The 23,015-nt window shown below is 60.3% G+C and carries 16 protein-coding genes and 2 pseudogenes; 7 read left to right on the top strand and 11 right to left on the bottom strand.

All coding sequences use genetic code 11. The annotated features are described in order from the left end of the window. The first annotated feature begins 89 nt into the window (after nucleotides 1-89). Together AB5I78_RS07505 and AB5I78_RS07500 are read left to right on the top strand one after the other, a co-directional pair. The gene (locus tag AB5I78_RS07505; RefSeq protein ID WP_369300735.1) at nucleotides 90-2,648 is read left to right on the top strand and encodes a TonB-dependent hemoglobin/transferrin/lactoferrin family receptor; all 2,559 of its coding nucleotides are present in this window, start codon (nucleotides 90-92) and stop codon (nucleotides 2,646-2,648) included. A gap of 263 nt (nucleotides 2,649-2,911) precedes the next feature. Further along, a complete protein-coding gene (locus AB5I78_RS07500; protein ID WP_145162815.1) occupies nucleotides 2,912-3,811 on the top strand; it encodes a DMT family transporter in 900 nt (299 codons plus the stop codon). Nucleotides 3,812-3,942: 131 nt separating this feature from the next. On the opposite strand, the gene AB5I78_RS07495 is transcribed toward AB5I78_RS07500, so the two are convergent. The 4 genes from AB5I78_RS07495 to AB5I78_RS07480 all read right to left on the bottom strand — a co-directional run bounded on the left by AB5I78_RS07495 (nucleotide 3,943) and on the right by AB5I78_RS07480 (nucleotide 7,384). Beyond that, a complete protein-coding gene (locus AB5I78_RS07495) occupies nucleotides 3,943-5,160 on the bottom strand; it encodes an SAM-dependent methyltransferase (protein WP_145162813.1) in 1,218 nt (405 codons plus the stop codon). A 219-nt stretch (nucleotides 5,161-5,379) separates the two neighbouring features. Continuing rightward, the gene (locus tag AB5I78_RS07490) at nucleotides 5,380-5,997 is read right to left on the bottom strand and encodes a TPM domain-containing protein (protein ID WP_369300737.1); all 618 of its coding nucleotides are present in this window, start codon (nucleotides 5,995-5,997) and stop codon (nucleotides 5,380-5,382) included. A 31-nt stretch (nucleotides 5,998-6,028) separates the two neighbouring features. After that, entirely contained in the window at nucleotides 6,029-6,754 is a 726-nt protein-coding gene (locus AB5I78_RS07485) for a YgcG family protein (RefSeq protein ID WP_369300738.1), read from the bottom strand. An 18-nt stretch (nucleotides 6,755-6,772) separates the two neighbouring features. Continuing rightward, nucleotides 6,773-7,384 carry a LemA family protein gene (locus AB5I78_RS07480; protein WP_106577060.1) on the bottom strand — a complete coding sequence of 204 codons (612 nt, stop codon included), beginning with the start codon at nucleotides 7,382-7,384 and terminating at the stop codon, nucleotides 6,773-6,775. 243 nt (nucleotides 7,385-7,627) lie between these two features. On the opposite strand from AB5I78_RS07480, the gene bglX reads away from it, so the two are divergent. The 3 genes and pseudogenes from bglX to AB5I78_RS07465 form a co-directional block, all read left to right on the top strand. Then, nucleotides 7,628-9,919 (top strand): beta-glucosidase BglX, encoded by a 2,292-nt coding sequence (gene bglX, locus AB5I78_RS07475; protein ID WP_106577061.1) that lies wholly within the window; start codon nucleotides 7,628-7,630, stop codon nucleotides 9,917-9,919. 163 nt (nucleotides 9,920-10,082) lie between these two features. Continuing rightward, nucleotides 10,083-11,423: pseudogene (locus AB5I78_RS07470) on the top strand (S8 family peptidase); the annotation flags it as partial. Nucleotides 11,424-11,438: 15 nt separating this feature from the next. Further along, nucleotides 11,439-13,123: pseudogene (locus AB5I78_RS07465) on the top strand (autotransporter domain-containing protein); the annotation flags it as partial. 21 nt (nucleotides 13,124-13,144) lie between these two features. Here AB5I78_RS07465 and AB5I78_RS07460 read toward each other — a convergent pair. The 6 genes from AB5I78_RS07460 to AB5I78_RS07435 all read right to left on the bottom strand — a co-directional run bounded on the left by AB5I78_RS07460 (nucleotide 13,145) and on the right by AB5I78_RS07435 (nucleotide 19,896). Beyond that, a complete protein-coding gene (locus tag AB5I78_RS07460; RefSeq protein WP_369300741.1) occupies nucleotides 13,145-14,302 on the bottom strand; it encodes a phosphatidylserine/phosphatidylglycerophosphate/cardiolipin synthase family protein in 1,158 nt (385 codons plus the stop codon). Nucleotide 14,303: 1 nt separating this feature from the next. Further along, the gene (locus AB5I78_RS07455; RefSeq protein ID WP_242194161.1) at nucleotides 14,304-14,885 is read right to left on the bottom strand and encodes a YceI family protein; all 582 of its coding nucleotides are present in this window, start codon (nucleotides 14,883-14,885) and stop codon (nucleotides 14,304-14,306) included. Between the two features lie 191 nt (nucleotides 14,886-15,076). Then, entirely contained in the window at nucleotides 15,077-15,847 is a 771-nt protein-coding gene (locus AB5I78_RS07450) for an IclR family transcriptional regulator (protein ID WP_242194163.1), read from the bottom strand. Between the two features lie 64 nt (nucleotides 15,848-15,911). Further along, nucleotides 15,912-17,354 (bottom strand): amidase, encoded by a 1,443-nt coding sequence (locus AB5I78_RS07445; RefSeq protein WP_369300742.1) that lies wholly within the window; start codon nucleotides 17,352-17,354, stop codon nucleotides 15,912-15,914. After that, nucleotides 17,351-18,661, bottom strand: a complete 1,311-nt coding sequence (locus AB5I78_RS07440; RefSeq protein WP_369300743.1) for a citrate-proton symporter — start codon at nucleotides 18,659-18,661, stop codon at nucleotides 17,351-17,353. Before AB5I78_RS07440 ends, AB5I78_RS07445 begins: the two co-directional genes overlap by 4 nt. A gap of 59 nt (nucleotides 18,662-18,720) precedes the next feature. Then, a complete protein-coding gene (locus AB5I78_RS07435) occupies nucleotides 18,721-19,896 on the bottom strand; it encodes a M20 aminoacylase family protein (RefSeq protein WP_369300744.1) in 1,176 nt (391 codons plus the stop codon). Nucleotides 19,897-20,606: 710 nt separating this feature from the next. Between AB5I78_RS07435 and AB5I78_RS07430 the strand changes: the two genes are divergently transcribed. Beyond that, a complete protein-coding gene (locus AB5I78_RS07430) occupies nucleotides 20,607-21,788 on the top strand; it encodes a colicin-like pore-forming protein (RefSeq protein ID WP_369300745.1) in 1,182 nt (393 codons plus the stop codon). Nucleotides 21,789-21,799: 11 nt separating this feature from the next. On the opposite strand, the gene AB5I78_RS07425 is transcribed toward AB5I78_RS07430, so the two are convergent. Beyond that, on the bottom strand, nucleotides 21,800-22,126 hold the full coding sequence (locus AB5I78_RS07425) for a Cki family colicin immunity protein (protein WP_145162789.1): 327 nt from the start codon (nucleotides 22,124-22,126) through the stop codon (nucleotides 21,800-21,802). A 448-nt stretch (nucleotides 22,127-22,574) separates the two neighbouring features. On the opposite strand from AB5I78_RS07425, the gene AB5I78_RS07420 reads away from it, so the two are divergent. Further along, nucleotides 22,575-22,868 (top strand): DUF3077 domain-containing protein, encoded by a 294-nt coding sequence (locus tag AB5I78_RS07420; RefSeq protein WP_369300747.1) that lies wholly within the window; start codon nucleotides 22,575-22,577, stop codon nucleotides 22,866-22,868. The last annotated feature ends 147 nt before the right edge of the window (nucleotides 22,869-23,015 follow it).

Genomic DNA, 23,015 nt, shown 5'->3' with positions numbered 1-23,015 from the left:
TGTGTGGTTTTTTTGGCCTGCCCCGTCTTCCTCCCGACTGTGTTTGATACGCACACCTTTTTGGCTATTTAGCCACCCCGGGGGATTTCATGTTTCGCGCGCCTTGCCACGCTTCGCACCTGTTTGTTCGACCGACGCTGATTGCCACCTGCCTGGCGTTCAGCCTCAATGCCCAGGCCGAATCCTTCAAGCTGCAACTGCCCGCCCAGTCGCTGGCCACGTCCCTGAGCCAAGTGGCGCAGCAGGCGAAAATCCAGCTGCTGTTCGATGAAACACTGCTCAAGAACGTGCAAGCGCCGGCGCTCAATGGCGACTTCACCCCTGAAGTGGCGATTCGCAGCCTGCTCAAAAACGGCGAGTTCACCCTGATCAAGGTCGGCACCACCTACGTGGTGCGCCCCGACGAGGGCAAGACCACCCAGAGCAGCGCCATTCAGCTGGACGCACTCAGCGTGATCGGCACCGGTAACGAAGTCGACTCAAGCACCGTCAACCGCTCCACCCTCAGCCAGGCCGACATCGACCGCTACCAGTCCAATAACATCCCCAGCCTGTTGCAGACCTTGCCCGGGGTGAGCCAGGGCGGTTCGCTCAAACCCGGTGGCCAGACCATCAACATCCGTGGTTTCGGCGATGCCGAAGATGTGCCCATGACCGTCGACGGTGCCACCAAAAGCGGCTTTGAGCGCTACCAGCAAGGCACGGTGTTTATCGAGCCCGAGCTGATCAAGAGCATTGAGGTGGAGAAAGGCCCCAACTCACCGTTCACCGGCAACGGCGGCTTTGGCGGCACGGTCAACATGACCACCAAAGATGCCCCGGACCTGCTCCAGGACGGTCGCAACAGCGGCGCGATGCTCAAGTACGGCTACTCCAGCAACGACCACGAACAGGTTTACAGCGGTGCTGTGTATGGCCGCACCGACGACGGCCGTTTCGACGCGCTGGCCTACCTGACACAGCGCGACGGCGGCGACATGAAAGTGGCCGCCAAGCTGCCCAACGACAACAACGAATACCCGGTCAACCCGCAACGCCTGCCCAACAGCGCCCAGGATGTGGACGGCAAGTTGTTCAAGGTCAACGCCCACTTGACCGAAGAGCACAGTGTCGGGCTTTCCTACTCGCGTTCCCACAGCAACCGCTGGACACCTTTTTCTGCTGCCAGCTATCCGACGCCGCCGACCCAGGCCAACATCGATCGCTACGGCTACGAAGGGGCGTTGAAGCGTTTTTTAGCCCAACGTGACACCGTCGACACCACCTGGTCGGGCAAGTACGAATACCAGCCCGTGAACAACCCGCTGGTGGACCTGACCGTCAAATATTCCCAGTCCAACACCGACCAGACCGACGAGCGCGACGCCACGGCGTTTTTCCAGCTGGCCACCGGCGGGCGCAAGATGGACACGTCCTACACCGACAAAAACCTCGACATCCGCAACGTCAGCCTGTTTGACACCGGGCCCTTGCAGCATGCGGTCACCGTGGGTGGGCAGATCCGCAAGCACATCCGCGAAACCGAGATGTGGATGCCGGGCACCACCTACAACACGGCGCGCTACAACTACGGGCATTTCCAGCCGGGTTTCATGCCCCACGGCAAGGTCGATACCCAGAGCTTCTTTGTCCAGGATGCGGTGACCGTGGGCGACGTGACCATCACCCCGTCCCTGCGCTACGACCACGTGCGCAACCGCGGCGAAGGCAACGATGCGCCGTACTACAACAACCCGGACCCGTCGTTCGGCCACGATTACAGCGGCCGCACCTACACCGGCTGGTCGCCACGCCTGGCGTTGTTCTGGAACGTCACGCCGAACCTGGGGTTGTTCGCCAACTGGAGCAAAACCTGGCGCGCGCCGGTCATCGACGAACAGTATGAAGTGCAAGGCCTGGGCAGCCGCACTGCCACCAGCGTCGACCTCGACCCGGAGCGCATCACATCGATCACCGTGGGCAGCGTCGTCAGCTTCGATAACCTGATCGCCCACGACGACAACCTGCAAGTGCGCACCACGCTGTTCCACAACAAAGTCGAAGACGAAATCTTCAAGGCCACCGGCGTCGGCTGCCAGAACCAGGCCATCAACGGCGGCACGATTTCCAGCGCCTGCCCGGCCGGGGCGATGCCCAATTACCGCAACATCGGCGGCCTGACCATCAAGGGCTTTGAACTCGAATCGTTCTATAACTCCACCTACCTGTTCGGCTCGGTGTCGTTCGCCTACGCCAAAGGTGATCACCAAGGCGCCTACACCAACCCATGGGGGCCGGATGTGGCGGCACGTGACATTCCACCGACCAAATGGGTGCTGGTGCTGGGCACCAATATCCCGGCCTGGGATGCCCAGGTGGGCTGGATAGGCCAGTTCGTCGGCGCCACCGACCGCTTGCCCAGCGACACATATTCCGGCGGGCCGGGCAGCAGCGTGGGCGACTTGTTCTACGACCAGTACGGTAACAAGGCCTACAACACCCAGGGACTGTTCGCCAAATGGAAACCGCAACAGGCTTACCTGAAAGGCACCGAGGTGAATTTCACCGTGGACAACCTGCTCAACAACAACTTCCGCCCGGCCCTGAGTGGCGACCGTGCCTACACCAAAGGGCGCGATGCGAAGATCAGCATTACGCGGTTCTTCTAAGGTAGGCGCTGCGGGTGTCTGGGTTAGTCTGCACGACCGAGGCGAGCCCTTCGCAGCCTCGCTAAAGCTCGACAGCTCCCACATGGATCTCCAGTTGCTCGCGATCTTCTGTGGGCGCTGTCGAGGCGGCGAAGGCGGCGGCACTGCCAACCAGAGCGTTTGCAACTGTACGGATAAATCCGCACCCAGCTGTAGGCCAGCAATCGGCGAGGGTTGTGGCTAGATGGGCTTCCCTTGAAGCCCTCTCGATTCGGGTCCCCATCATGAGCTCGCGCGAAAACACCGGCATGGCCCTCGGCCTGCTGGGCGTCATCATCTTCAGCCTCACCTTGCCGTTCACCCGCATCGTCGTGCAGGAAGTCCATCCGTTGCTCAACGGCCTGGGCCGCGCCTTGTTCGCGGCGATTCCGGCGGCGGCGCTGTTGCTGTGGCGCCGCGAGCGCTGGCCCACCTGGCGCCAGGTGCGCGGGCTGTGCCTGGTGATAGCTGGCGTGATCCTCGGTTTCCCGGTGCTATCAGCCTGGGCCATGCAAACCTTGCCAGCCTCCCATGGCGCGCTGGTCAACGGCCTGCAGCCGCTGTGCGTGGCGCTGTATGCGGCGTGGCTGTCCCATGAGCGGCCGTCAAAAGCCTTCTGGGCCTGTGCGGCGCTGGGCAGTGCATTGGTGTTGAGTTACGCGTTGATCACCGGTGCCGGCAGTGTCCAGGCCGGTGATTTGCTGATGCTCGGCGCGATTGCCGTGGGCGGCCTGGGGTATGCCGAAGGTGGCCGCCTGGCCAAGGAAATGGGTGGCTGGCAGGTGATCTGCTGGGCGCTGGTGCTGTCGACGCCGGTCTTGATCGGCCCGGTGTGGTACCTGGCGGCGCAGCATCAAGGGGCGATTTCCACGCGTGCCTGGTGGGCGTTTGGTTACGTGTCGCTGTTCTCGCAGTTCCTGGGGTTCTTCGCCTGGTACGCCGGGTTGGCCATGGGCGGCATTGCGCGGGTCAGCCAGATCCAGTTGCTGCAGATCTTCTTCACCATCGCGTTTTCGGCGTTGTTTTTTGGCGAGCATATCGAGCCGATCACCTGGCTGTTTGCCTGCGGGGTGATCGTGACGGTGATGCTGGGGCGCAAGACGGCGGTGCAGCCAGCGCCTGCCGCCAAGGTGAACGCAATCTAATGAGAAAGCAGGCTTGTGTGGGAGCTGGCTTGCCTGCGATGCAGACAACTCGGTCTATCAGAAAACCGAGGTGACGCCATCGCGGGCAAGCCCGGCTCCCACACAAGCTCACTCCCACAGGAGCTCTGTGTTTAGTTCAAGAACCCATCCGCGCGCAGCAGGGTTTCCAGGCAGTGTTCGCTGATCTGGTAGAACGCCTTCAGCGCCTGGATTTTCTCCAGCAACTGCGCGTTGTCCACCGGCTCGCTGCGCTTGATCGCCAGGATCATCTTGTTCTTGTTGGTGTGTTCCAACGAGATGAACTCGAACACCTTGGTCTCATAACCGCAGGCCTCAAGGTACAGCGCACGCAGGCTGTCGGTGACCATTTCCGCTTGTTGGCCCAGGTGCAGGCCGTATTGCAGCATCGGCTTGAGCAGCACCGGGCTCTGGATCTGCAGGCGAATCTGTTTGTGGCAGCACGGCGAGCACATGATGATCGACGCGCCCGAACGAATACCGGTGTGGATCGCGTAATCGGTGGCAATGTCACAGGCATGCAGCGCAATCATTACGTCCAGGTCGCTCGGCGCCACGCTGCGCACGTCACCGCACTTGAACACCAGCCCCGGGTGTTCCAGGCGTGCGGCCGCGCTGTTGCACAATGTCACCATGTCTTCGCGCAGTTCCACGCCAGTCACTTCGCCCTCGGCCTTGAGGGTGTTGCGCAGGTAATCGTGGATGGCGAAGGTCAGGTAACCCTTGCCCGAACCGAAATCGGCGACGCGCACCGGCTGGTCCAGTTTCAGCGGCGACGAGGTCAGCGCATGGCTGAACACTTCGATGAACTTGTTGATCTGTTTCCACTTGCGCGACATCGACGGGATCAGCGCCTGCTTGGCGTCGGTCACGCCCAGGTCGGCGAGGAATGGCCGGCTCAGGTCAAGAAAGCGATTTTTCTCGCGGTTGTGCTCGGCGGACGGCGCCTCACGCAGTTGCTGGGGCTTGCTTTTGAACAGCGAGCTTTTGTTCTTCTTGCTGTATTCCAGCTGGGCTTCGTCGGTCAGCGCCAGCAAATGCGCATTCTTGAACGAGGTGGGCAGCAGCGCGGCAATCGCTGCCACGCCCTCGGCCAGCGGCAAGTTCTTGGTGATATCGCGGGTCTTGTAGCGGTAGACGAAGGACAGGCAGGCCTGCTCCTTGACCTCGACCGGCTTGATGATCAGCCGTTGCAACTCGGCTTCTTCACCCACGTATTTGGCCAGCACCAGCTTGATAAACGCATTCTGCGCCAGGCTTGCGCTCAGCAGTTCGATGAACTGGGCGTGATGATCCGGCGCAGGGCGGGCAGGTTGAGCGGTGACGGACATGAACAAAAACGCCTCGGGCTGGGAATGCCGGGCATTTTAGGGGGATGAAGGTTTAGGGCACGGGGTTATTTGATCAACGGTCGACTCGTCCAGCCTGCACAGCTCCAAATGTGGGAGGGGGCTTGCCCCGATGGCAGTGTGTCAAGCAACTCATTTGGAGCTGATACACCGCCATCGGGGCAAGCCCCCTCCCACATTTTTGCTCCAGTGGAGTTTGGGTTATTCGAGCACGACCAGGCGGTTGGGCAGTTCATTACGGGTTTGCGTCACCGGCACATGCACCTTGAGCAACTCGCCGCAGGCCTCGATGCACGCAATAAACCCGGTCAACGTCTGCCCCTGTTTCACCTGCTGGGTGAACGCCTTGACGATGGCGTCCCAACTGCTGTCATCCATCCGCTTGGAAATGCCCTCGTCCACCAGGATTTCCACATAGCGCTCCGCCTCGCTGACAAAAATCAGCACCCCAGTGCCGCCCAGCGTGTGGTGCAGGTTCTGCTCCAGAAACTGGCGGCGCGCCAGGTTCGACGCGCGCCAATGCCGCACTGAACGCGGGATCAGACGCGTGGTGACTTTCGGCAGGCGAAACACCAGGCACAACACGATAAACGTCGCCCACTGTGCCAGCAGCAAGGTGTACATGGTCAGGTAGCCCGACAAGTAATGCACCACGCCAGGCACCACCAAGGCGATCAGACTGGCCCAGAGCAACGGGATGTAAGCGTAATCATCGGCACGGGCCGCCAGCACGGTGACCAGTTCGGCATCGGTGGTTTTTTCGACCCGAGCGATCGCCTCAGCGACCTGGCGTTGCTCGTGTTCACTCAGTAGTGCCATGGTTGTAGATGCCCCTTTCTAGTTATTGTCATTACCAGCCACCCGAGGCCCCGCCACCGCCAAAACCACCGCCGCCGCCTCTGAAGCCACCGCCGCCCCCGCCACCGCCGCCGCGCCCACTGCTGCTGAGAATCGCCAGCAGGATAGCGCCAACGGGCAGGCCCAGCCGATTACACAGCCACAACACACCGATCAACAGGATGAACAAGCCGATGGAAAACCCCGGATTATCCTTGGCGAAATTTGCATCCGCCACATGCGCCGGCACGGCCAGCGGCTCGCCACCCACCACCTGCACCATCGCCGCAACACCGTCGCTGATGCCCTGGCTGTAATTGCCGGCCTTGAACTTGGGCGCGATCACCTGGTTGATGATCACCCACGACTGCGCATCGGTCAGCACACCTTCGAGGCCATAGCCGACTTCGATGCGCAACTTGTGCTCATCACGGGCGACGATCAACAGCGCGCCATTGTCCTTGCCCTTCTGCCCGATGCCCCACTGGCGACCCAATTGGTAACCGTAGTCTTCAATGGGCACGCCTTGCAGGTCGGGCACGGTGACCACCACGATCTGGTCGCCCGAGGTTTGCTCCAGCGTCTGCAACTGCTGGGTGATCTGCGCGCGGGTTGCCGGGTCGATCATCTGGGCGCTGTCCACCACCCGTCCGGTCAAGGCCGGGAACGTCAATGCCGCCTGGGCGGCACCCACGCAGGCCAGCAACCACAGCGCCAAGCCTATCCGTAATAAACGCATCGACACCTCAGAGAAGCCTTATTTGAACTTCACTTGCGGCGCTTTATCGGCATCGGCGCTGGTGGCTTCAAACGTGGCGCGGATCGGCAAGTCGCTGTACATCACGCTGTGCCACAGGCGGCCAGGGAAGGTACGGATTTCGGTGTTGTAAGCCTGCACGGCCTGGATAAAGTCACGGCGAGCCACGGCAATGCGGTTTTCTGTGCCTTCAAGTTGCGATTGCAGGGCCAGGAAGTTCTGGTTGGCTTTCAGGTCCGGGTAGCGCTCGGACACCACCATCAAACGGCTGAGGGCGCCGCTCAAACCATCCTGGGCTTGCTGGAACTGCTTGAGTTTTTCCGGATTGTCGAGGGTGCTGGCATCCACCTGAATCGAGGTGGCCTTGGCCCGCGCTTCGATCACGGCGGTGAGGGTATCTTGCTCATGGGCTGCGTAGCCCTTGACCACTTCCACCAGGTTGGGGATCAGGTCGGCGCGGCGCTGGTACTGGTTCTGCACCTGGCCCCAGGCCGCCTTGGCCTGTTCATCCAGAGTCGGAATGGTGTTGATGCCGCAACCGCTCAGCACAGTGCTGATCAATAGCAAAGCGGCGGCTTTCAAGCCCCAGCGGTAACCTTGTGCTGCTTGCATGGTGTTTCTCCTGCCCAAACTTGATGGAAGTTGACGACTAACCCTTTAAACCACGCGCTTGGGGCATAATCCGCCGCCACCACTGGATTGCATTGAGCCAATCAGCTAAAAAGATGCCCAGCGCGAATAAGAGTTCATAAGTGTCGTGCATTTAGTGCAATAACACTCGAACAACAACATATGTTCCCCACATTTTGGCAGAGCGGCGCATTTTCGCTGTGCAGTAGCCGAAAAAGGATATTCATGAAGAAGCTGTGTTTGCTCGGCCTTGTTGCCACGCTGGCCACTCACCCCGTCTGGGCAGAAACAAAGCCTGCTGCGCTTAAAGACAAGGACGCCTTTGTCAGCGACCTGCTCAAGCAGATGACCCTGGATGAAAAGATCGGCCAATTGCGCCTGATCAGCATCGGCCCCGAAATGCCCCGCGAGCTGATCCGCAAGGAAATCGCCGCCGGCCGCATCGGCGGCACCTTCAACTCGATCACCCGCCCGGAAAACCGTCCGATGCAGGACGCGGCCATGCGCAGCCGGTTGAAGATCCCGATGTTCTTCGCCTATGACGTGATCCACGGCCACCGCACGATCTTCCCGATCAGCCTGGCCCTGGCCTCCAGCTGGGACATGGACGCCATCGGCCGCTCCGGGCGCATCGCCGCCCAGGAAGCCGCTGCCGACAGCCTCGACATCACCTTTGCGCCGATGGTCGACATCTCCCGCGACCCACGCTGGGGCCGTACGTCCGAAGGCTTTGGCGAAGACACCTACCTGGTCTCGCGCATAGCCGAGGTCATGGTCAAGGCCTTCCAGGGCGCCAGCCCCGCCAATGCCGACAGCATCATGGCCAGCGTCAAGCATTTCGCCCTGTACGGCGCGGTAGAAGGCGGTCGCGACTACAACGTGGTCGACATGAGCCCGGTCAAGATGTACCAGGACTACCTGCCGCCGTACCACGCGGCAATCAAGGCCGGCTCCGGCAGCGTGATGGTGGCGTTGAACTCGATCAACGGCGTGCCCGCCACCGCCAACACCTGGCTGATGAACGACTTGCTGCGCAAGGACTGGGGCTTCAAAGGCCTGGCCGTCAGTGACCACGGCGCGATCTTCGAGCTGATCAAGCACGGCGTGGCCAAGGACGGGCGTGAAGCGGCCAAGCTGGCGATCAAGGCCGGCATCGACATGAGCATGAACGACTCGCTGTATGGCAAGGAATTGCCCGGGCTGCTCAAGTCCGGCGAAATCGAACAGAGCGACATCGACAACGCCGTGCGCGAAGTGCTCGGTGCCAAGTACGACATGGGCCTGTTCAACGACCCTTACCTGCGCATCGGCAAGGCCGAGGATGACCCGGCCGACACCTATGCCGAGAGCCGCCTGCACCGCGCCGACGCCCGTGATATCGCGCGGCGCAGCCTGGTGCTGCTGAAAAACCAGAACGACACCCTGCCGCTGAAAAAATCCGCGACCATCGCGCTGGTCGGCCCGCTGGCCAAGGCCCCTATCGACATGATGGGCAGCTGGGCTGCCGCCGGTAAGCCTGAACAATCGGTGACCCTGCTCGACGGCATCAATGCCGTGATCGGCGAAAAAGGCAAAGTGATCTACGCGCGTGGCGCCAACATCACCAACGACAAGGCCGTGGTCGACTACCTCAACTTCCTCAACTTCGATGCGCCGGAAGTGGTGGATGACACCCGCCCAGCCCAAGTGCTGATCGACGAAGCGGTGAAAGCGGCGAAGGATGCTGACGTGGTGGTGGCGGCCGTAGGTGAGTCGCGTGGCATGTCCCACGAATCCTCGAGCCGCACCGATTTGAACATCCCGCAAAGCCAGCGCGACCTGATCAAGGCCCTCAAAGCCACCGGCAAACCGTTGGTGCTGGTGCTGATGAACGGCCGCCCACTGTCGATTCTCGACGAGAACCAACAAGCCGACGCGATCCTCGAAACCTGGTTCGCCGGCACCGAAGGCGGCAACGCGATTGCCGACGTACTGTTCGGTGACTACAACCCGTCGGGCAAGCTGCCGATCACCTTCCCACGTTCGGTGGGGCAGATTCCGACCTACTACAACCACCTGAGCATTGGCCGGCCCTTCACGCCGGGCAAGCCGGGCAACTACACCTCGCAATACTTCGATGACGTCACCGGGCCGCTGTTCCCGTTTGGTTATGGCCTGAGCTACACCACGTTCAGCCTGTCGGACATGGCGCTGTCGTCCACGACCCTGAACAAGACCGGCAAGCTCGACGCCAGCGTCACGCTGAAGAACACCGGCAAGGTCGATGGCGAAACCGTGGTGCAGCTGTATATCCAGGACGTGGCCGGCTCGATGATCCGCCCGGTGAAGGAGCTGAAGAACTTCCAGAAGGTCATGCTCAAGGCCGGTGAAGAGCGCACGCTGCACTTCACCATCACCGAAGAGGACCTGAAGTTCTACAACACCCAACTCAAATTCGCCGCGGAACCGGGCCAGTTCAATGTGCAGATCGGGCTGGACTCCCAGGATGTGCAGCAGCAGACGTTCGAGTTGCTGTAATACGTGCAGCCCCCTCTTCGTGGGAGAGGGGGCTTGCGCCCTTCCCCGTCTCAGTCAGTAAAAAGTCAGCGTTCCCTCCCCGCTTCAAGCCAAGTCCTACATCACGCTCCCGGCCTACTCACGCACGCTATTGACCCGAAATAACTGTGCAGGTGTGTGGACCATGTCGCCCCCGAAAACCGTTCGAGCGCCCGCAACACAGGCGCCCGCTCAATCACCATTCAAGCCAGCGGCTGTCGCCCTCTGTGTGCTCGGATGCCTGTCGAGCCTGTCGGTTCAAGCAACCAGCTACGTCGAACAAGGCCGCTTGCACGATGCAGCCAGCTGGCACAGTCCAGAGTTCAACAAAGACTGGGGGCTGGGTGCAATCGGTGCCGACCACGCCTACGCCAGGGGGTTGAGCGGCACAGGCGTGCGGGTGGGGGTTTACGATTCTGGAACCGATGTGCGCCACCCTGAATTTGCCGGCAAGCCCCATTCCGGCGTGCGCCTGGCCGACCCTGGCTGCATGAGTGAGACGGTGCTGGCCGATGGCTGCTTTTTCAGCGAGGGTGAGCGTTCCGCGGTGAACGTCATCGACTCACTGCCTCCCGAAGCCTTGCTTGGCCTGGAGGAGGCCATTGCCAATGGCGACATCACCCGCGAAGAGCTTGATAACTATCTGAAAAATGTGAGCACTCAGTACAACGCTCACGGCACTCACGTTGCCGGCAGGATAGTCGCCAACCGTGATGGCTCTGGCATCCAGGGCGTGGCCTACGGCGCCCACATGAGTGCGGTGCGCAAATTCAGTAACAGTTACCTTGGCGGGCCGGGTTTAAGCCCTTTCAGCGTCACCAACGTGACGCCTGCGGCCGTGAGCATGGCCTACGCGCAACTGCACGAACAGCAGGTACGCGTGGTCAATCACAGTTGGGGCACACCTACGCCCCTGGCGGGCGAGGCAGAACTCGACGCCTTCCTGGCCGAGATAAATCAATATCAAGAGCTCAAGGCCACAGCCGAGGGTGCGATCAAATACGGCATGCTGCAGGTATGGGCAGCGGGCAATACCGACACGGCCAACGCCTCGCCCCAAACAGCACCGTTTACCGGCGTCCATTCGAGCCTGCCCCGCGCAATCAAGGCGCTGGAGCCCTATTGGCTGACCGTGGTCAACCTCGATCAAAGCCTGACATTGAGCGATCGCTCCTACCGTTGCGGCTTCAGCAAAGACTGGTGCCTGGCAGCACCCGGAACGAATATCACCTCAGCCTGGGTGTCGGGCTCGATCACCACCGAAAACCACCATGACGCCGACGGCGAAGTCGATGGTTTCAAGGTGACCGGCGACAATCCCGCGTTCAACTACCTCACCGCCTCCGGCACCTCCATCGCCGCACCGCACGTGACCGGCGGGCTGGCTCTGCTGATGGAACGCTTCCCCTACCTCGACAACCCGCAAATCCGCGACGTGTTGCTGACCACCGCCACCGACCTGGGCGAGCCTGGCGTAGACGACGTCTATGGCTGGGGCCTGATGAACCTGAAAAAAGCCATCGATGGCCCCGGCCAACTGCGGGTCGACACCGTGGTCAATATGGACCGCCCCGCCGGCGGCGCCAGGGTCTGGCAAGGCGGCGCCTGGGACGACTGGCGTAACGACATCAGCGGCCCGGGGCGCCTGGAAAAAACCGGCATCGGCTGGCTGCGCCTGAGCGGCAACAACAGCTTTGCCGGCGTCACGCTCAAAGCGGGTGTTCTGGAGCTGGACGCCACCAATAACCTCAAGGGTGACGTTAACCTCGAAGGCGGTCTGCTGCGCCTGAATGGTTTGCTGGCCGTCGAGGGCAACTACCAACAGGCCGCCGGTTCAATCCTGATGACCGGGCTGACCAGCCAAACGGCCCAGGCCAGATTGCAGGTCCAAAATCAGGCGTCCATCAACGGCGGCTCGTTGTACCTGAGTGCGCAACCCAACCACTATTACCTGGGCCAGCGTTACAGCATCCTTCAAGCCCAAAGTGAGTTGAATGGCGAATTTACCTCGGTAGACCGCCGCGAGTTCTCGCCTTTCCTCAGCGTTTCCCAGGTCAAGCAAGGCAATCACTTGCTGGTGGAGTTTGGCCGCGGTCAGTCACTGGCATCAGCGGCGCAGACTGCCAACCAACGCGCCGTCGCCAATGCTGCGGATGCTGAAACCCAACCCTCGCCGCTGCTGCAACGCCTGACCGCGCTGTTTCCCGAGCAGGCACCTGCAGCCCTGGACTCGTTGAGCGGCGAACTGCATGCCAGCACCCAAGCGGTGCTGATTGAAAACAGCCGTGTCGTGCGCCAGGCCGCACTCGACCGTCAGCGCCTGGCGCAAGACAGCCGCGACGCCGCACTCGACGCCAAGAACCAAGGCGTCTGGGTGCAACTGCCGCGTCAATCCGGCCAACTCGCAGGCGACAACAACACCACGCGCACTCACCACAACGGCACGGGCCTGCTGTTGGGGTTCGACCACACGCTGGAGCAAGGCACTCGCGTGGGCGTGGTTGCCGGCAGCGGCCGCACGGAGGTGAGGGCCGGTTCGCGTGGCAAAGCCAGCGTCGACACCTACCAATTGGCCCTGCATGCCGGCCACACATGGGACGCGTTCGGCGTGTATGGCGGCATCGCCTATGCGCAACATGAGATCGAGACAACACGCCGCGTCAGCTTCCCGGCGTCGACAACCGCCTGACCGCCACATACGCCAGCCGCACCGTGCAGGCGTTTGCCGAGGCCAACTATAGGTTCAGCCATGCCTTCTGGGACTGGCAGCCGTATCTGCAACTGGCCAATGTGCAACAGCGCAGCGAAGGCTTCAAAGAGCGCGGCGGCATGGCTGCACTGAAGGGCAAACGCTCGAAGGAAAACGTCAACCTGACCACCGGTGGCGTGCGGGTCAACCTCGACCTGGGCAAGGCGCAGATCGGCCCGTCATGGCTGAGCCTGCGTGGCGGCCTGGCTTATACCCATGCAAGCGGCGACCTGCAACCGACCACTCAGGCCGCCTGGGACGGCGGCCGCGTGATGAGCGTCAGCGGCGCGCCGTTGGATCGCCTCAGCACCCGCCTCGAACTGGGCGCCACCGCGCGCCTGAGCCGCGACAGCACGTTGGACTTCGGCTTCAGCCAACAGCGCGGTGAGCGCACGCGCGACCAAAGCCTTACGGCGCAGTACAGGTTGCAGTTTTAGTCAGCAAAGGGCGGGGGCGCCCTACCCCCGCCGATCCAACAGATTCACCACCAACCGATCAATCCAGCCCCACACCCGCTGCTTGACCCGCCGCCACAACGGCCGCGACTTCCACGCTTCGAGGCTCACGGCCTGGCTCTTGGCAAAATCGCGTTCGAAACTGCCGGCCACGGCCAGCGTCAATTGCGGGTCCAGCGCTTCCAGGTTGGCTTCCAGGTTGAAGCGCAAATTCCAGTGGTCGAAATTGCACGAGCCGATGCTCACCCAATCGTCCACCAGCACCATTTTCAGGTGCAGAAAGCACGGCTGGTATTCGAAAATCTGCACGCCGGCACGCAACAAACGCGGGTAATAACGGTGCCCGGCATAGCGCACCGACGGGTGATCAGTGCGCGGGCCGGTGAGCAGCAAACGCACATCCACCCCACGCCCCGCCGCGCGGCGCAAGGCACGGCGCACGCTCCAGGTCGGCAGAAAATACGGCGTGGCCAGCCAGATTCTTTGCTGGCCGCTGTTCAAGGCGCGGATCAGCGACTGCAGGATATCGCGGTGCTGACGCGCGTCGGCATAGGCAACGCGCCCCAGGCCTGGCCCGGTGGCCGGCACCTTGGGCAGGCGCGGCAAACCAAAATGGGTAGCGGGCTTCCATTCACGGCGAGCGGCATTGGCATGCCATTGCCGCTCGAACAGCGCTTGCCAGTCCAGCACCAGCGGGCCGCTGATTTGCACCATCACTTCATGCCATTCGGCCGTGTCTTGCCCTGGCGTCCAGAATTCATCGGTCACGCCGGTGCCGCCGATCACGGCAACGCTCTGGTCAATCAGCAACAGCTTGCGGTGGTCGCGGTACAGATTGCGCATCCAGCGCCGCCAGCTCAGGCGATTGTAGAACCGCAGCTCCACGCCCGCGTCGGTCAGGCGCTTACGCAAACCCAGGGTAAACGCCAGGCTGCCGTAATCATCAAACAGGCAGCGCACCCGCACGCCGCGCTCGGCGGCGAGTACCAGCGCCTGCACCATGGCGTCGGCGCAGGCGCCGGCTTCCACCAGGTACAACTCCAACTCGACTTGCCGCTCAGCGCGGGCAATGCCCGCCAGCATCTGCGGAAAGAAACGCGGGCCGTCGATCAGCAACTCGAAACGGTTGGCGCTGCGCCATGGGAAGACTGCGCCGCTCACGTCAGCGCGCCGTAAAAATCAGCACCGCACCCACCGGCACCGACAAACTGATCGACTTGAGCCCCGCCGCTTTGCGCAAGGTCGCCACGCCCGGCGCCAGGTCAAAGTCTTCGGCATGCAACACCACCGGCTCCAGGGTCACCACCTGAAAGCGTCGGTCATCCAGGCGCGTGGCCAGCAGTTCGGCGCTGTAGGTTTGGGTCTTGCCGTGCAACGTCACACTCAACGGCAGGCGCAATTCCAGCTGCGCGCCGGGGGCCAGATCGTTGATGGGTTGCAGGTTGATCTGCGCACTGATCAGCGCTTCGGGGAAGGTCTTGATGTCGAACAGGTCATTGCGCATGCGCTCATCGCGCAGCGGGATGCCGCTGTTGATCGACTCCACCTCCACTTCCAACTGGGCCGCGCCCTGGCTGTCGACCTTGCCGTGCAGCACCAGAAAGCGATGCACTTCTGCAATTTCGGTGTTCTTGGTGGTGACGAACGACAGGCGTGAGGATTCGTTATCCAGGTACCAGTCGGCGTGGGCAGGCATGGCGGCACAGGTCAGCAGCGCGAAGGCCAGGGGTTTGACGTTGAACATAAAGACTCATGAGGCAAAAAACCTGGGCGAACCTTAACTGTGCCGGGTGCCGGGCGCAATGTAACTGACAAAGCCGATCAAGGTGGGAGCTGGCTTGCCTGCGATTGCGGTGTATCAGTCAGCAGATTCATTCACTGACACACCGCTTTCGCAGGCAAGCCAGCTCCCACATTTTTGTTCAGCGGTGACTGTCAGGCCAGCGCCCGCTGCACATCGCGCACTGTCGCTTCCAGGCTGGCCATGTGCAGGTTCAGTACGCGCTCCACCGGCGCCTGATGCATTGGCCAGTGCAACGCCATGCTACCGACCAGCCGCCCATTGGCCTGCACCGGCAAGGCTACTGCACGAATCAGAAATGGCAGGCGCACCGGGTATTCCCAATAACCTTCGGTGCGCTGGCCAAACCCCCGGTGCTGGGTTTGCTCGCAGGTGTGCAACTGCTCATCGGCCGCCACGTGATCGCGGCCCGCCAGGCGTTGCACCTCTTCGGCGGGCAGCTGCGTCAGGCAGGCCTTGCCCATCGCCGAGTGAAACAGGCTGGCGTGCTGGCCGACGATCTGGCAATTGTTCGGATACAACTTGCGCAGCACGCTGGGGATCGCGCTTTCCATGACCTCCAGGCGCTCGCCATCAAAACAGGATAAATCCACCACCAGCCCGGTGCGTTCGCTCAATTCAAGCAGCCACGGAGCGGCGCTTTCCACCACCTGGCGCTTGAAGCGTTGCTGGGTGTCGCCGAACAAGCGCTGGGCGCGCAGGCGATAACGGCGATCGCTCAGGCCGCGATAGACCCAACCCTGCTCCTGCAGGGTCAGCAACATGCGCGACACAGTGGCCTTGGGCAAACGCGTCAGATAATGCAGCTCCTCCAACCCCAACGCCTGGTGTTCACCGAGCAATTCGACAATTGCCAGTGCGCGCTCAACCGACCGTACGGTGCCTGTCTCGGCGTGGCTGCCCATGTTCGATCTCCTTGTTGCCGGTGGATGATCATTTTTCACAGCAAGATACAGGCCCGGTTGCGCGTCAATCACCTGATTCGAGGCACGCCGGTGGCCGGCGCTGCACCCATTGCGTCAACTGTTCATGGGCGTATGCCAATTGCAGCACCGCGCGGTCGGCCTGGGCCGGGCCGATGATCTGCAGGCCCATGGGCAAGCCGCCAGGGTTGAAACCCACCGGGATGCTCATGCTCGGCAGACCGGCGAGTGTCGGTCCGATCACCACCTCCATCCAGCGGTGGTACGTGTCCATTTCGCGCCCGCCAACGAGGCGCGGCCACGCCTGTTGTGCATCGAAAGGGAACACCTGAGCGGTGGGCAGCAACAGGAAATCGTAACGTTCGAACAACTTGGCCAAGGCGCGATACCACTCGCTGCGATCCACCGACGCCTGGTACACCTGCTGGGCACTCAAGCCCAGGCCGCCCTCCACTTCCCATTGCGCCTCAGGTTTGAGCAACGCACGTTTTTGCGGGTTGGCGTAGGCCGCGCCGAGATTGCCGTGCACCAGCCAATGGCGGTGCACCAACCAACTGCGCCATAGCCGCGCCAGGGAAAACTCCGGCTGGCAGCGTTCTACTTCACACCCCAGCGTGACGAAATCACCAAGGGCCGATTCGCACAGGCTCAACACGCCGTCGTCCATTGGCAGGTAGCCGTTGTAATCCCCCAGCCAACCCAGACGCGCGCCTTTGAAGTCGCGCTGCAAGGGTTCGCCGAACACTGTCGGGTCGTCTTGGGATGACAACGGCACCCGCGGGTCGTAACCGGCCTGGATGCTCAGCAACCGCGCCACATCGGTCACACTGCGGCCCATCGGGCCTTCGGTACCCAGTTGCTGCACGAACACTTCCGGCAAGGGCCCGTGCGGCACGCGCCCTTGCGACGGGCGCAGGCCGAACACATTGTTGAACGCGGCCGGGTTGCGCAGCGAGCCCATCATGTCGCTGCCATCGGCCACCGGCAGCATGCGCAGCGCCAGGGCCACCGCCGCCCCGCCACTGCTGCCGCCCGCCACCAGGCGTGGGTCATACGCATTGCCGGTGGTGCCGAACAGGGTGTTGTAGGTCTGCGAGCCGAGGCCGAATTCCGGCACGTTGGTCTTGCCGATAATGATCGCGCCGCTGGCCCGCACCCGCGCCACGCTAATGGCATCTTCGCTGGGTACATGCTCGGCAAACAACGGCGAGCCCAAGGTGGTGCGCAGGCCCTTGGTGGCGGCCAGGTCCTTGATCGCCTGGGGCATGCCGTGCATCCAGCCGCGCGATTGGCCCTGTGCCAGTTCGCGATCACAGGCCCGGGCCTCGGCCAGTACGGCGTCGGCGTCGCGCAACGACACCAGCGCATTCACGCGCGGATTAAAGCGCTGGATCTGCGCCAGGTACGCGTGCATCACGTCTTCACACGACACGTGCCGCGCATGAATCGCCCGCGACAGCTCAGTCGCGTCCCACTCAACAATGCTCAAGGCTTCACCTCACTTGAAAACGGCAGCGCTTTGTTTGCCCGCGGTGCCTCCTGCATGCAGTAAGTGCCCAGCAGCGTCAGCACGCAAGCGAACAGCACGTAAAACGATGGCGCCACTGGCGTGCCCAACACTTTGGTCAGCCAGGTGACGATCAACGGCGCAAAGCCACCGAACACCATCACCGCCACGTTATAGGCCACCGACACGCCGGTCGAGCGCACCTCGATAGGGAACTGCTCGGCCAAGGCCGTCGGCGCCGGGCCAAAGAAACCGCCGATGGCCGTGCAGAGCAGCACTTGCATCACCAGCAAACGCTCAATCGATGGCGCGGCGGCCACCCACACATACAACGGGTAGACCATCACGAAGAAGGCCAGGGTAAAAGCCATCAACACCGGCCGCCGCCCGAGGCGATCCGAGAGCAGGCCGGACAGCGGAATCACCACGGTCATCAGCGCCACCGCAAACATCTGCACCATCAGTACTTGGTCCAGTGGCAGGCCGAGGCTTTTGTGGGCGAAGGTCGGCATATTCACCAGCACCACGTAAAACGACACCGTCGCGCCGCAAGCCAGGCCCATCGACACCAGGATGCTGCGCCGATGCTCGCGAATCACGTCCATCAGGCTCGGCGCCGGGCCGGTGGCCAGCTTGCGTGCCTGGATAAACTCTTCCGGGTCTTCCATGTGCCGGCGAATCCACAGCCCTACCGGACCGATCAGCAAACCCAATACGAACGGCACACGCCAGCCCCACAGGTCGAGGGTTTGCGGCGCAAAGAAATGCGTGACCATCGCCACCATCGCCGCGCCACCAAACACCGCCAGGCACTGCCCCACCAACTGCCAGGAGCCATACAAACCCTTGCGATGGGCCGGAGCGCTTTCCACCAGAAACGCCGTGGCACTCGCGTATTCACCGCCGGTGGCAAAGCCTTGAAGCATGCGCGCCACCACGATCAGCAACGGCGCGCCCATGCCGATGGCGGCGTAATTGGGCGCAAAGGCGATCAGTGCGATGGACACCGTCATCAGCCGGATAATCAGCTGCATCGCCGCCTTGCGGCCTTTGCGGTCGGAGTAGATGCCCAGCAGGATGCCGCCCACCGGGCGCATGAAAAAGCCCACGCCGAAGGTGGCCAAGGCCATCAACAGCGAGGCGTACTCGTCCTCCGAGGGGAAAAACTGCCGGGCGATGATGCTGGCCAGAAAGCCGTAAACGATGAAGTCATACCATTCCAGCGCATTGCCGATCACCGCCGCCACCACCTGGCGGGTGCGCGAAACACCGGGTTTTGAAATCTGCATGAGGAACACTCCATTCAACCGATAAGGGAAAGGGGCCAGCGGCAGAAAAAAGGCGGTCGTCAGGCAGGCTTGAGCCAGCTCTCGGCCAGCGCGCCCCAGTAGGCGGCGCCGGTCAGCAGGATGTCGTCGTTGAAGTCATAGGCGGGGTTATGCACCATCGGCCGCGACACGCCGTTGCCGATAAACAGGTAACTGCCGGGGCAGCGTTGCAGCATCCAGGCGAAGTTTTCGCTGCCCATCAGCGTGCGGGTGTTGCCGTCCACCGCCTCGGTGCCGAGCAAGGCCACGCCGACCTGGCGGGCGAACTCGGTTTCTTCGGCGTGGTTGACCAGCACCGGGTAGGCCGGGCGGTGTTCGATGTGTGCAGTGCAGCCGAAGCTGGCGGCCTGGGTCTGGATGATGGCGTTGACGCGTTCCAGCATCTGCTCGCGCACCTTGGGGTTCAGTGCGCGCAGGCTCAGGCGCAACAGGGCTTGTTGAGGAATCACATTGGCGGCCTGCCCTGCTTGCAGCGCGCCGACCGTGACCACGGCGGCTTCCTGGGTGTCGATGTTGCGCGACACGACCGTCTGTAACGCCATGACCATACTCGCCGCCGCCACCAACGGGTCCACCGTCAAATGCGGCATGGACCCGTGGCCGCCGACGCCTTCAAGGGTCACGGTGAGCAAGTCTTGCGAAGCCATCATCGGGCCGACCCGCAAGCCCAAATGCCCAGCCGGCAAGCCCGGCATATTGTGCATCCCGAACAAGCCGTCACAGGGGAAACGCTCGAGCAAACCATCGGCCAGCATCGCCTCGGCGCCGCCCTGGCCTTCTTCAGCGGGTTGGAAAATCAGGTTCAACGTACCGTCGAATTGCCGCGTCGCCGCCAGATAACGTGCGGCGCCGAGCAGCATGGTGGTGTGGCCGTCATGCCCGCAGGCGTGCATGCAACCGGCGTGCTGGCTGGTGTAGGCCGCGCCGGTATTTTCGATGATGGGCAAGGCGTCCATGTCGGCGCGAATGCCCAACGTACGTGAGCTGCTGCCATTGCGCAGCACGCCGACCACACCGGTTTTGCCGATGCCGGTGTGCACGTCATACCCCCAATTTTTCAAGGATTGCGCGACGAGCGCTGAGGTGCGGTTTTCTTCAAAACCGAGTTCGGGATGGGCGTGGATGTCTTGACGCACGGCGTGCAAGTCGCTGGCGACGTCGCTGAGCCAATCCAGAATGTGCTGGTGTGGGCGCATGGTGATTCTCCTCACAGGCGGGTGTTCCCGTTCTTGTTGGCGACACATCGCCAGCTAACCGCGATGTGGGCGGGAGGACAATCAAAGGTGGTTCCACTGGGTGGAACCTGAGGCGGACACCTAATAACCCTGTGGCGAGCAAGCTTGCTTGCGCTGGGGTGCGAAGCGACCCCAAAAGCCGACGACAGCCAGGAAGCCGTAAAGCTCAACCCGTTACGGTAGTAAATTGCCTTGGCCAGCGCGCGATACTCCTTATCTGAAGTCTGCTCAAAACTGCGTAGTTATCCCATCTCCTTGCGCCCTCCGACGTCTGCGTCCAATCAAAAAACAGCGGCCATAACGACAAAAGCCACTTATGTAACAAGACATAGATTTGCGCATAATGTTTATTGTTTGAAAGCCCGAACATACATACAGTTTTTTACCACATGCTTTCCCAGCAGTTCCCCAAGCGCAATACAAACCACAAAAACCCATCACACCAAAAAGCAAGGAACGCCCCAAACAGAAAGACAAACAAACATCGAGTCTAATATAAGGATATAAATTATGACCACTTCAAAACACCCTAACACAGTGATGGCGATGAGTAGCCCTGATAGGTCAGGCGCCCCACTAAACAATTCGCCGACTCCTAACCGCCGGCCAACAGACACGGTCCTCAAGCAACAACACGTCATGCCAATTAATATCAAAAAGGGAACGTTGCTATGAGCGATCGTATTACGATCCAACTCGGCCTGACCGAAATCAGAGCTTATGAGCCAACAGTCTTCGGCACCGGCCCAGTGAGCGGCGGTGGCTACGGTGATGATTTTAGTAACAGCACGATAGGAAGAAAAGTCGCGGCGAATGCTCGCAAAGAGGTCAGTGAAAACTATAAAGTACCTATCAATAACGCGGTCGCCGCTCAAGAAGCTGATTACGCAGCGAAACGTCAATTGATACCGGAGGAACTTCAGAAAAAAATCGAAGAAGACAAGCGCACCAGTGATATGAAAGTAGACGACCGTATCGCTAACCTGTGGAGTGAAATCGGGTCTATGGACACGATTATTTCACAAACAGCTCTGGAGACTATTTCACTTCAATCAGTGGCCAACAGCTTTTATAAACGTAATTTTTTCGATCAGCCTATCAATGCGTTTATTACGGTGGCCGCCGCGCGATTGGCCTACCGTCTCGCCGATTCCAAAAAAAGCTTTGAGGATTGGCAAAAATCGCTTAAAGCAGCTTATGAAATCAAACGACTTAATGATGTAGCTGAACTGGCAAATAAACAAAAAGCGTGGTCGAGAGCGCAAATTGAAGAAGCACGCATTAACGCAGAAGCGGCTACAAAACTTGCTAACATAGACGACGCCATAAAATTTACCATCGCATTTAATGGCGAGTTGGCGAGAAAATTCGGCGATAAATCATCAGTGCTCGCAGTTGAGTTGGCAGAAAGCGCTAAAGGGAAAAAGATCCGTAGTGCGGATGAAGCTTTTAATGCTTTCGATAAGTACAAAGATGCTCTGGATAAAAAATTCAGCGCCAAGGACAGAGCCGCGGCAGCAAAATACATCGATTCAATGGACTTTGAAGCTATCGGTAAGGCGTCAGCTAAATTCAGCAAAGGTTTTGGATATGCTGGGCACGCGATAGACTTTAAAGATGCTTATATTGAATTTAAAAAAGCTAGCAAGTCAGATAATTGGAAGCCATTTTTTGTAAAGGTCGAAGCTATTGCTCTTGGCATTTCAGCAACAGCATTGGTTAGCGCTATGTTTGGATTCATCGCAGTCACTCCGCTAGGCATACTGGCATTTGCTTTGCTGATCGCTGCAACCGGTGTATTGATTAATGACGCACGCGTCGAAAGTCTGAATAATTTCATTATGGAACTGTAATATTGGGCCGCCTACGTGGCGGCCTTTCTTTTAACGTATAAACTTATTAAAAAGAGCAAGCCAATGGGAATAGCAAGTGCAAAATAAAACCCATACACGAGTGTATAACCACCATTTGCAGCTCCAGTCAATACTGGCCCCGAACTCCAAAAATCCTTGCGAGTATAACGAAACACTACATTTTCTACTGCACGCTTTGCAAAGGGAAACAACAGTGCATTTGCGCCTGCAACTATAAAAACAACCTCAGCGTTATCGTCGCCCCTGGAAATAAACGCACAGATGAAAAACATAACCAAACCAATGGCCAAATTTTTTAAAAAATAATTCCTATCCATATCTATCAACCTTTCCCCAGCATGTGCGAGCGTCAAATCCGTCCTTCATACCTGTAGCTGACCTTAAAAGCCCTCTGACCGTCGTCAGATTACTATATAACGCAGGCATCTACTCCCTCTGCAACACTTGGACATGCGCGTTTTTTGTACTGAAAGCAACCCTACCCAAACACCGTAGAGTCATGTACTGCGCGCTCTATAGCCTGCATGCTCAACCGAACAAAGGGGCGAAATCATGCAACATAAAGTTGCTTTTAAACACTGGAGGGCTGCGTAATGAGGCCATGGATTCAATGGCCTTCGTTTCAATCAGATAGATCCTACCGGCTTCGAGGATTGCGGCCCATAAGCCATCGCGTTAGTCTCCTTCCTGTAGCTGCTCATCAGCGACCGGGCGTGGAATCCCGAGAAAAGAAGCTCTTTTTGGTTGCCCCAAAGGAGCAAGCTTATGCCGTACGAAATACCCTCAGCCGAAACCATCGGCGCCGCCACCTTCGCAGATTGCGGAGAAAACAAAAGCCATTTGAAAGTGTTCCGCGTCAACGCCGGGGTTCCACTCGTAGAAGCCCTCGAACACGCATCCCACGTGCTCTATTACGCAAAAATGCTCTCCCTTGAAGCGGCCATGGATCCCAAGGCGGAGAAGTTTGCATTCGCCTCGCATTACCTGGGAGAAATGGGCAAGGCCATCATTGATGACCTGCTGCTGGCTATGCAGCCTGGCAGCCCAACCCCGCAGTAAGTCGTTCGCGCCCGGTGCAGTGCATCGGGCGCCTGCCTGGACCTCTCTCATTTCCAATGATTAATGCAAATCCAATGTGGGAGGGGGCTAGCTCCCGATGGCGGTGCGTCAGTCGGCTTATATATAACTGGCCCACCGTATTCGCGA

This window comes from Pseudomonas sp. N2-3-1-14 (assembly GCF_041228395.1).
Classification (GTDB): Bacteria; Pseudomonadota; Gammaproteobacteria; order Pseudomonadales; family Pseudomonadaceae; genus Aquipseudomonas.
This window is presented reverse-complemented; position numbering and strand designations above follow the sequence as displayed.

What these genes read in the sequence shown, in the direction of transcription:
- AB5I78_RS07500 (WP_145162815.1), top strand. Translation starts at nt 2,912, where the DNA reads ATGAGCTCGCGCGAAAACACCGGCATGGCCCTCGGCCTGCTGGGCGTC.
- AB5I78_RS07490 (WP_369300737.1), bottom strand. Translation starts at nt 5,997, where the DNA reads ATGGCACTACTGAGTGAACACGAGCAACGCCAGGTCGCTGAGGCGATC.
- AB5I78_RS07485 (WP_369300738.1), bottom strand. Translation starts at nt 6,754, where the DNA reads ATGCGTTTATTACGGATAGGCTTGGCGCTGTGGTTGCTGGCCTGCGTG.
- AB5I78_RS07450 (WP_242194163.1), bottom strand. Translation starts at nt 15,847, where the DNA reads ATGGGCAGCCACGCCGAGACAGGCACCGTACGGTCGGTTGAGCGCGCA.
- AB5I78_RS07425 (WP_145162789.1), bottom strand. Translation starts at nt 22,126, where the DNA reads ATGGATAGGAATTATTTTTTAAAAAATTTGGCCATTGGTTTGGTTATG.
- AB5I78_RS07420 (WP_369300747.1), top strand. Translation starts at nt 22,575, where the DNA reads ATGCCGTACGAAATACCCTCAGCCGAAACCATCGGCGCCGCCACCTTC.
- AB5I78_RS07495 (WP_145162813.1), bottom strand. Translation starts at nt 5,160, where the DNA reads ATGTCCGTCACCGCTCAACCTGCCCGCCCTGCGCCGGATCATCACGCC.
- AB5I78_RS07505 (WP_369300735.1), top strand. Translation starts at nt 90, where the DNA reads ATGTTTCGCGCGCCTTGCCACGCTTCGCACCTGTTTGTTCGACCGACG.
- AB5I78_RS07455 (WP_242194161.1), bottom strand. Translation starts at nt 14,885, where the DNA reads ATGTTCAACGTCAAACCCCTGGCCTTCGCGCTGCTGACCTGTGCCGCC.
- AB5I78_RS07435 (WP_369300744.1), bottom strand. Translation starts at nt 19,896, where the DNA reads ATGCGCCCACACCAGCACATTCTGGATTGGCTCAGCGACGTCGCCAGC.
- AB5I78_RS07430 (WP_369300745.1), top strand. Translation starts at nt 20,607, where the DNA reads ATGAGCGATCGTATTACGATCCAACTCGGCCTGACCGAAATCAGAGCT.
- AB5I78_RS07480 (WP_106577060.1), bottom strand. Translation starts at nt 7,384, where the DNA reads ATGCAAGCAGCACAAGGTTACCGCTGGGGCTTGAAAGCCGCCGCTTTG.
- bglX (WP_106577061.1), top strand. Translation starts at nt 7,628, where the DNA reads ATGAAGAAGCTGTGTTTGCTCGGCCTTGTTGCCACGCTGGCCACTCAC.
- AB5I78_RS07440 (WP_369300743.1), bottom strand. Translation starts at nt 18,661, where the DNA reads ATGCAGATTTCAAAACCCGGTGTTTCGCGCACCCGCCAGGTGGTGGCG.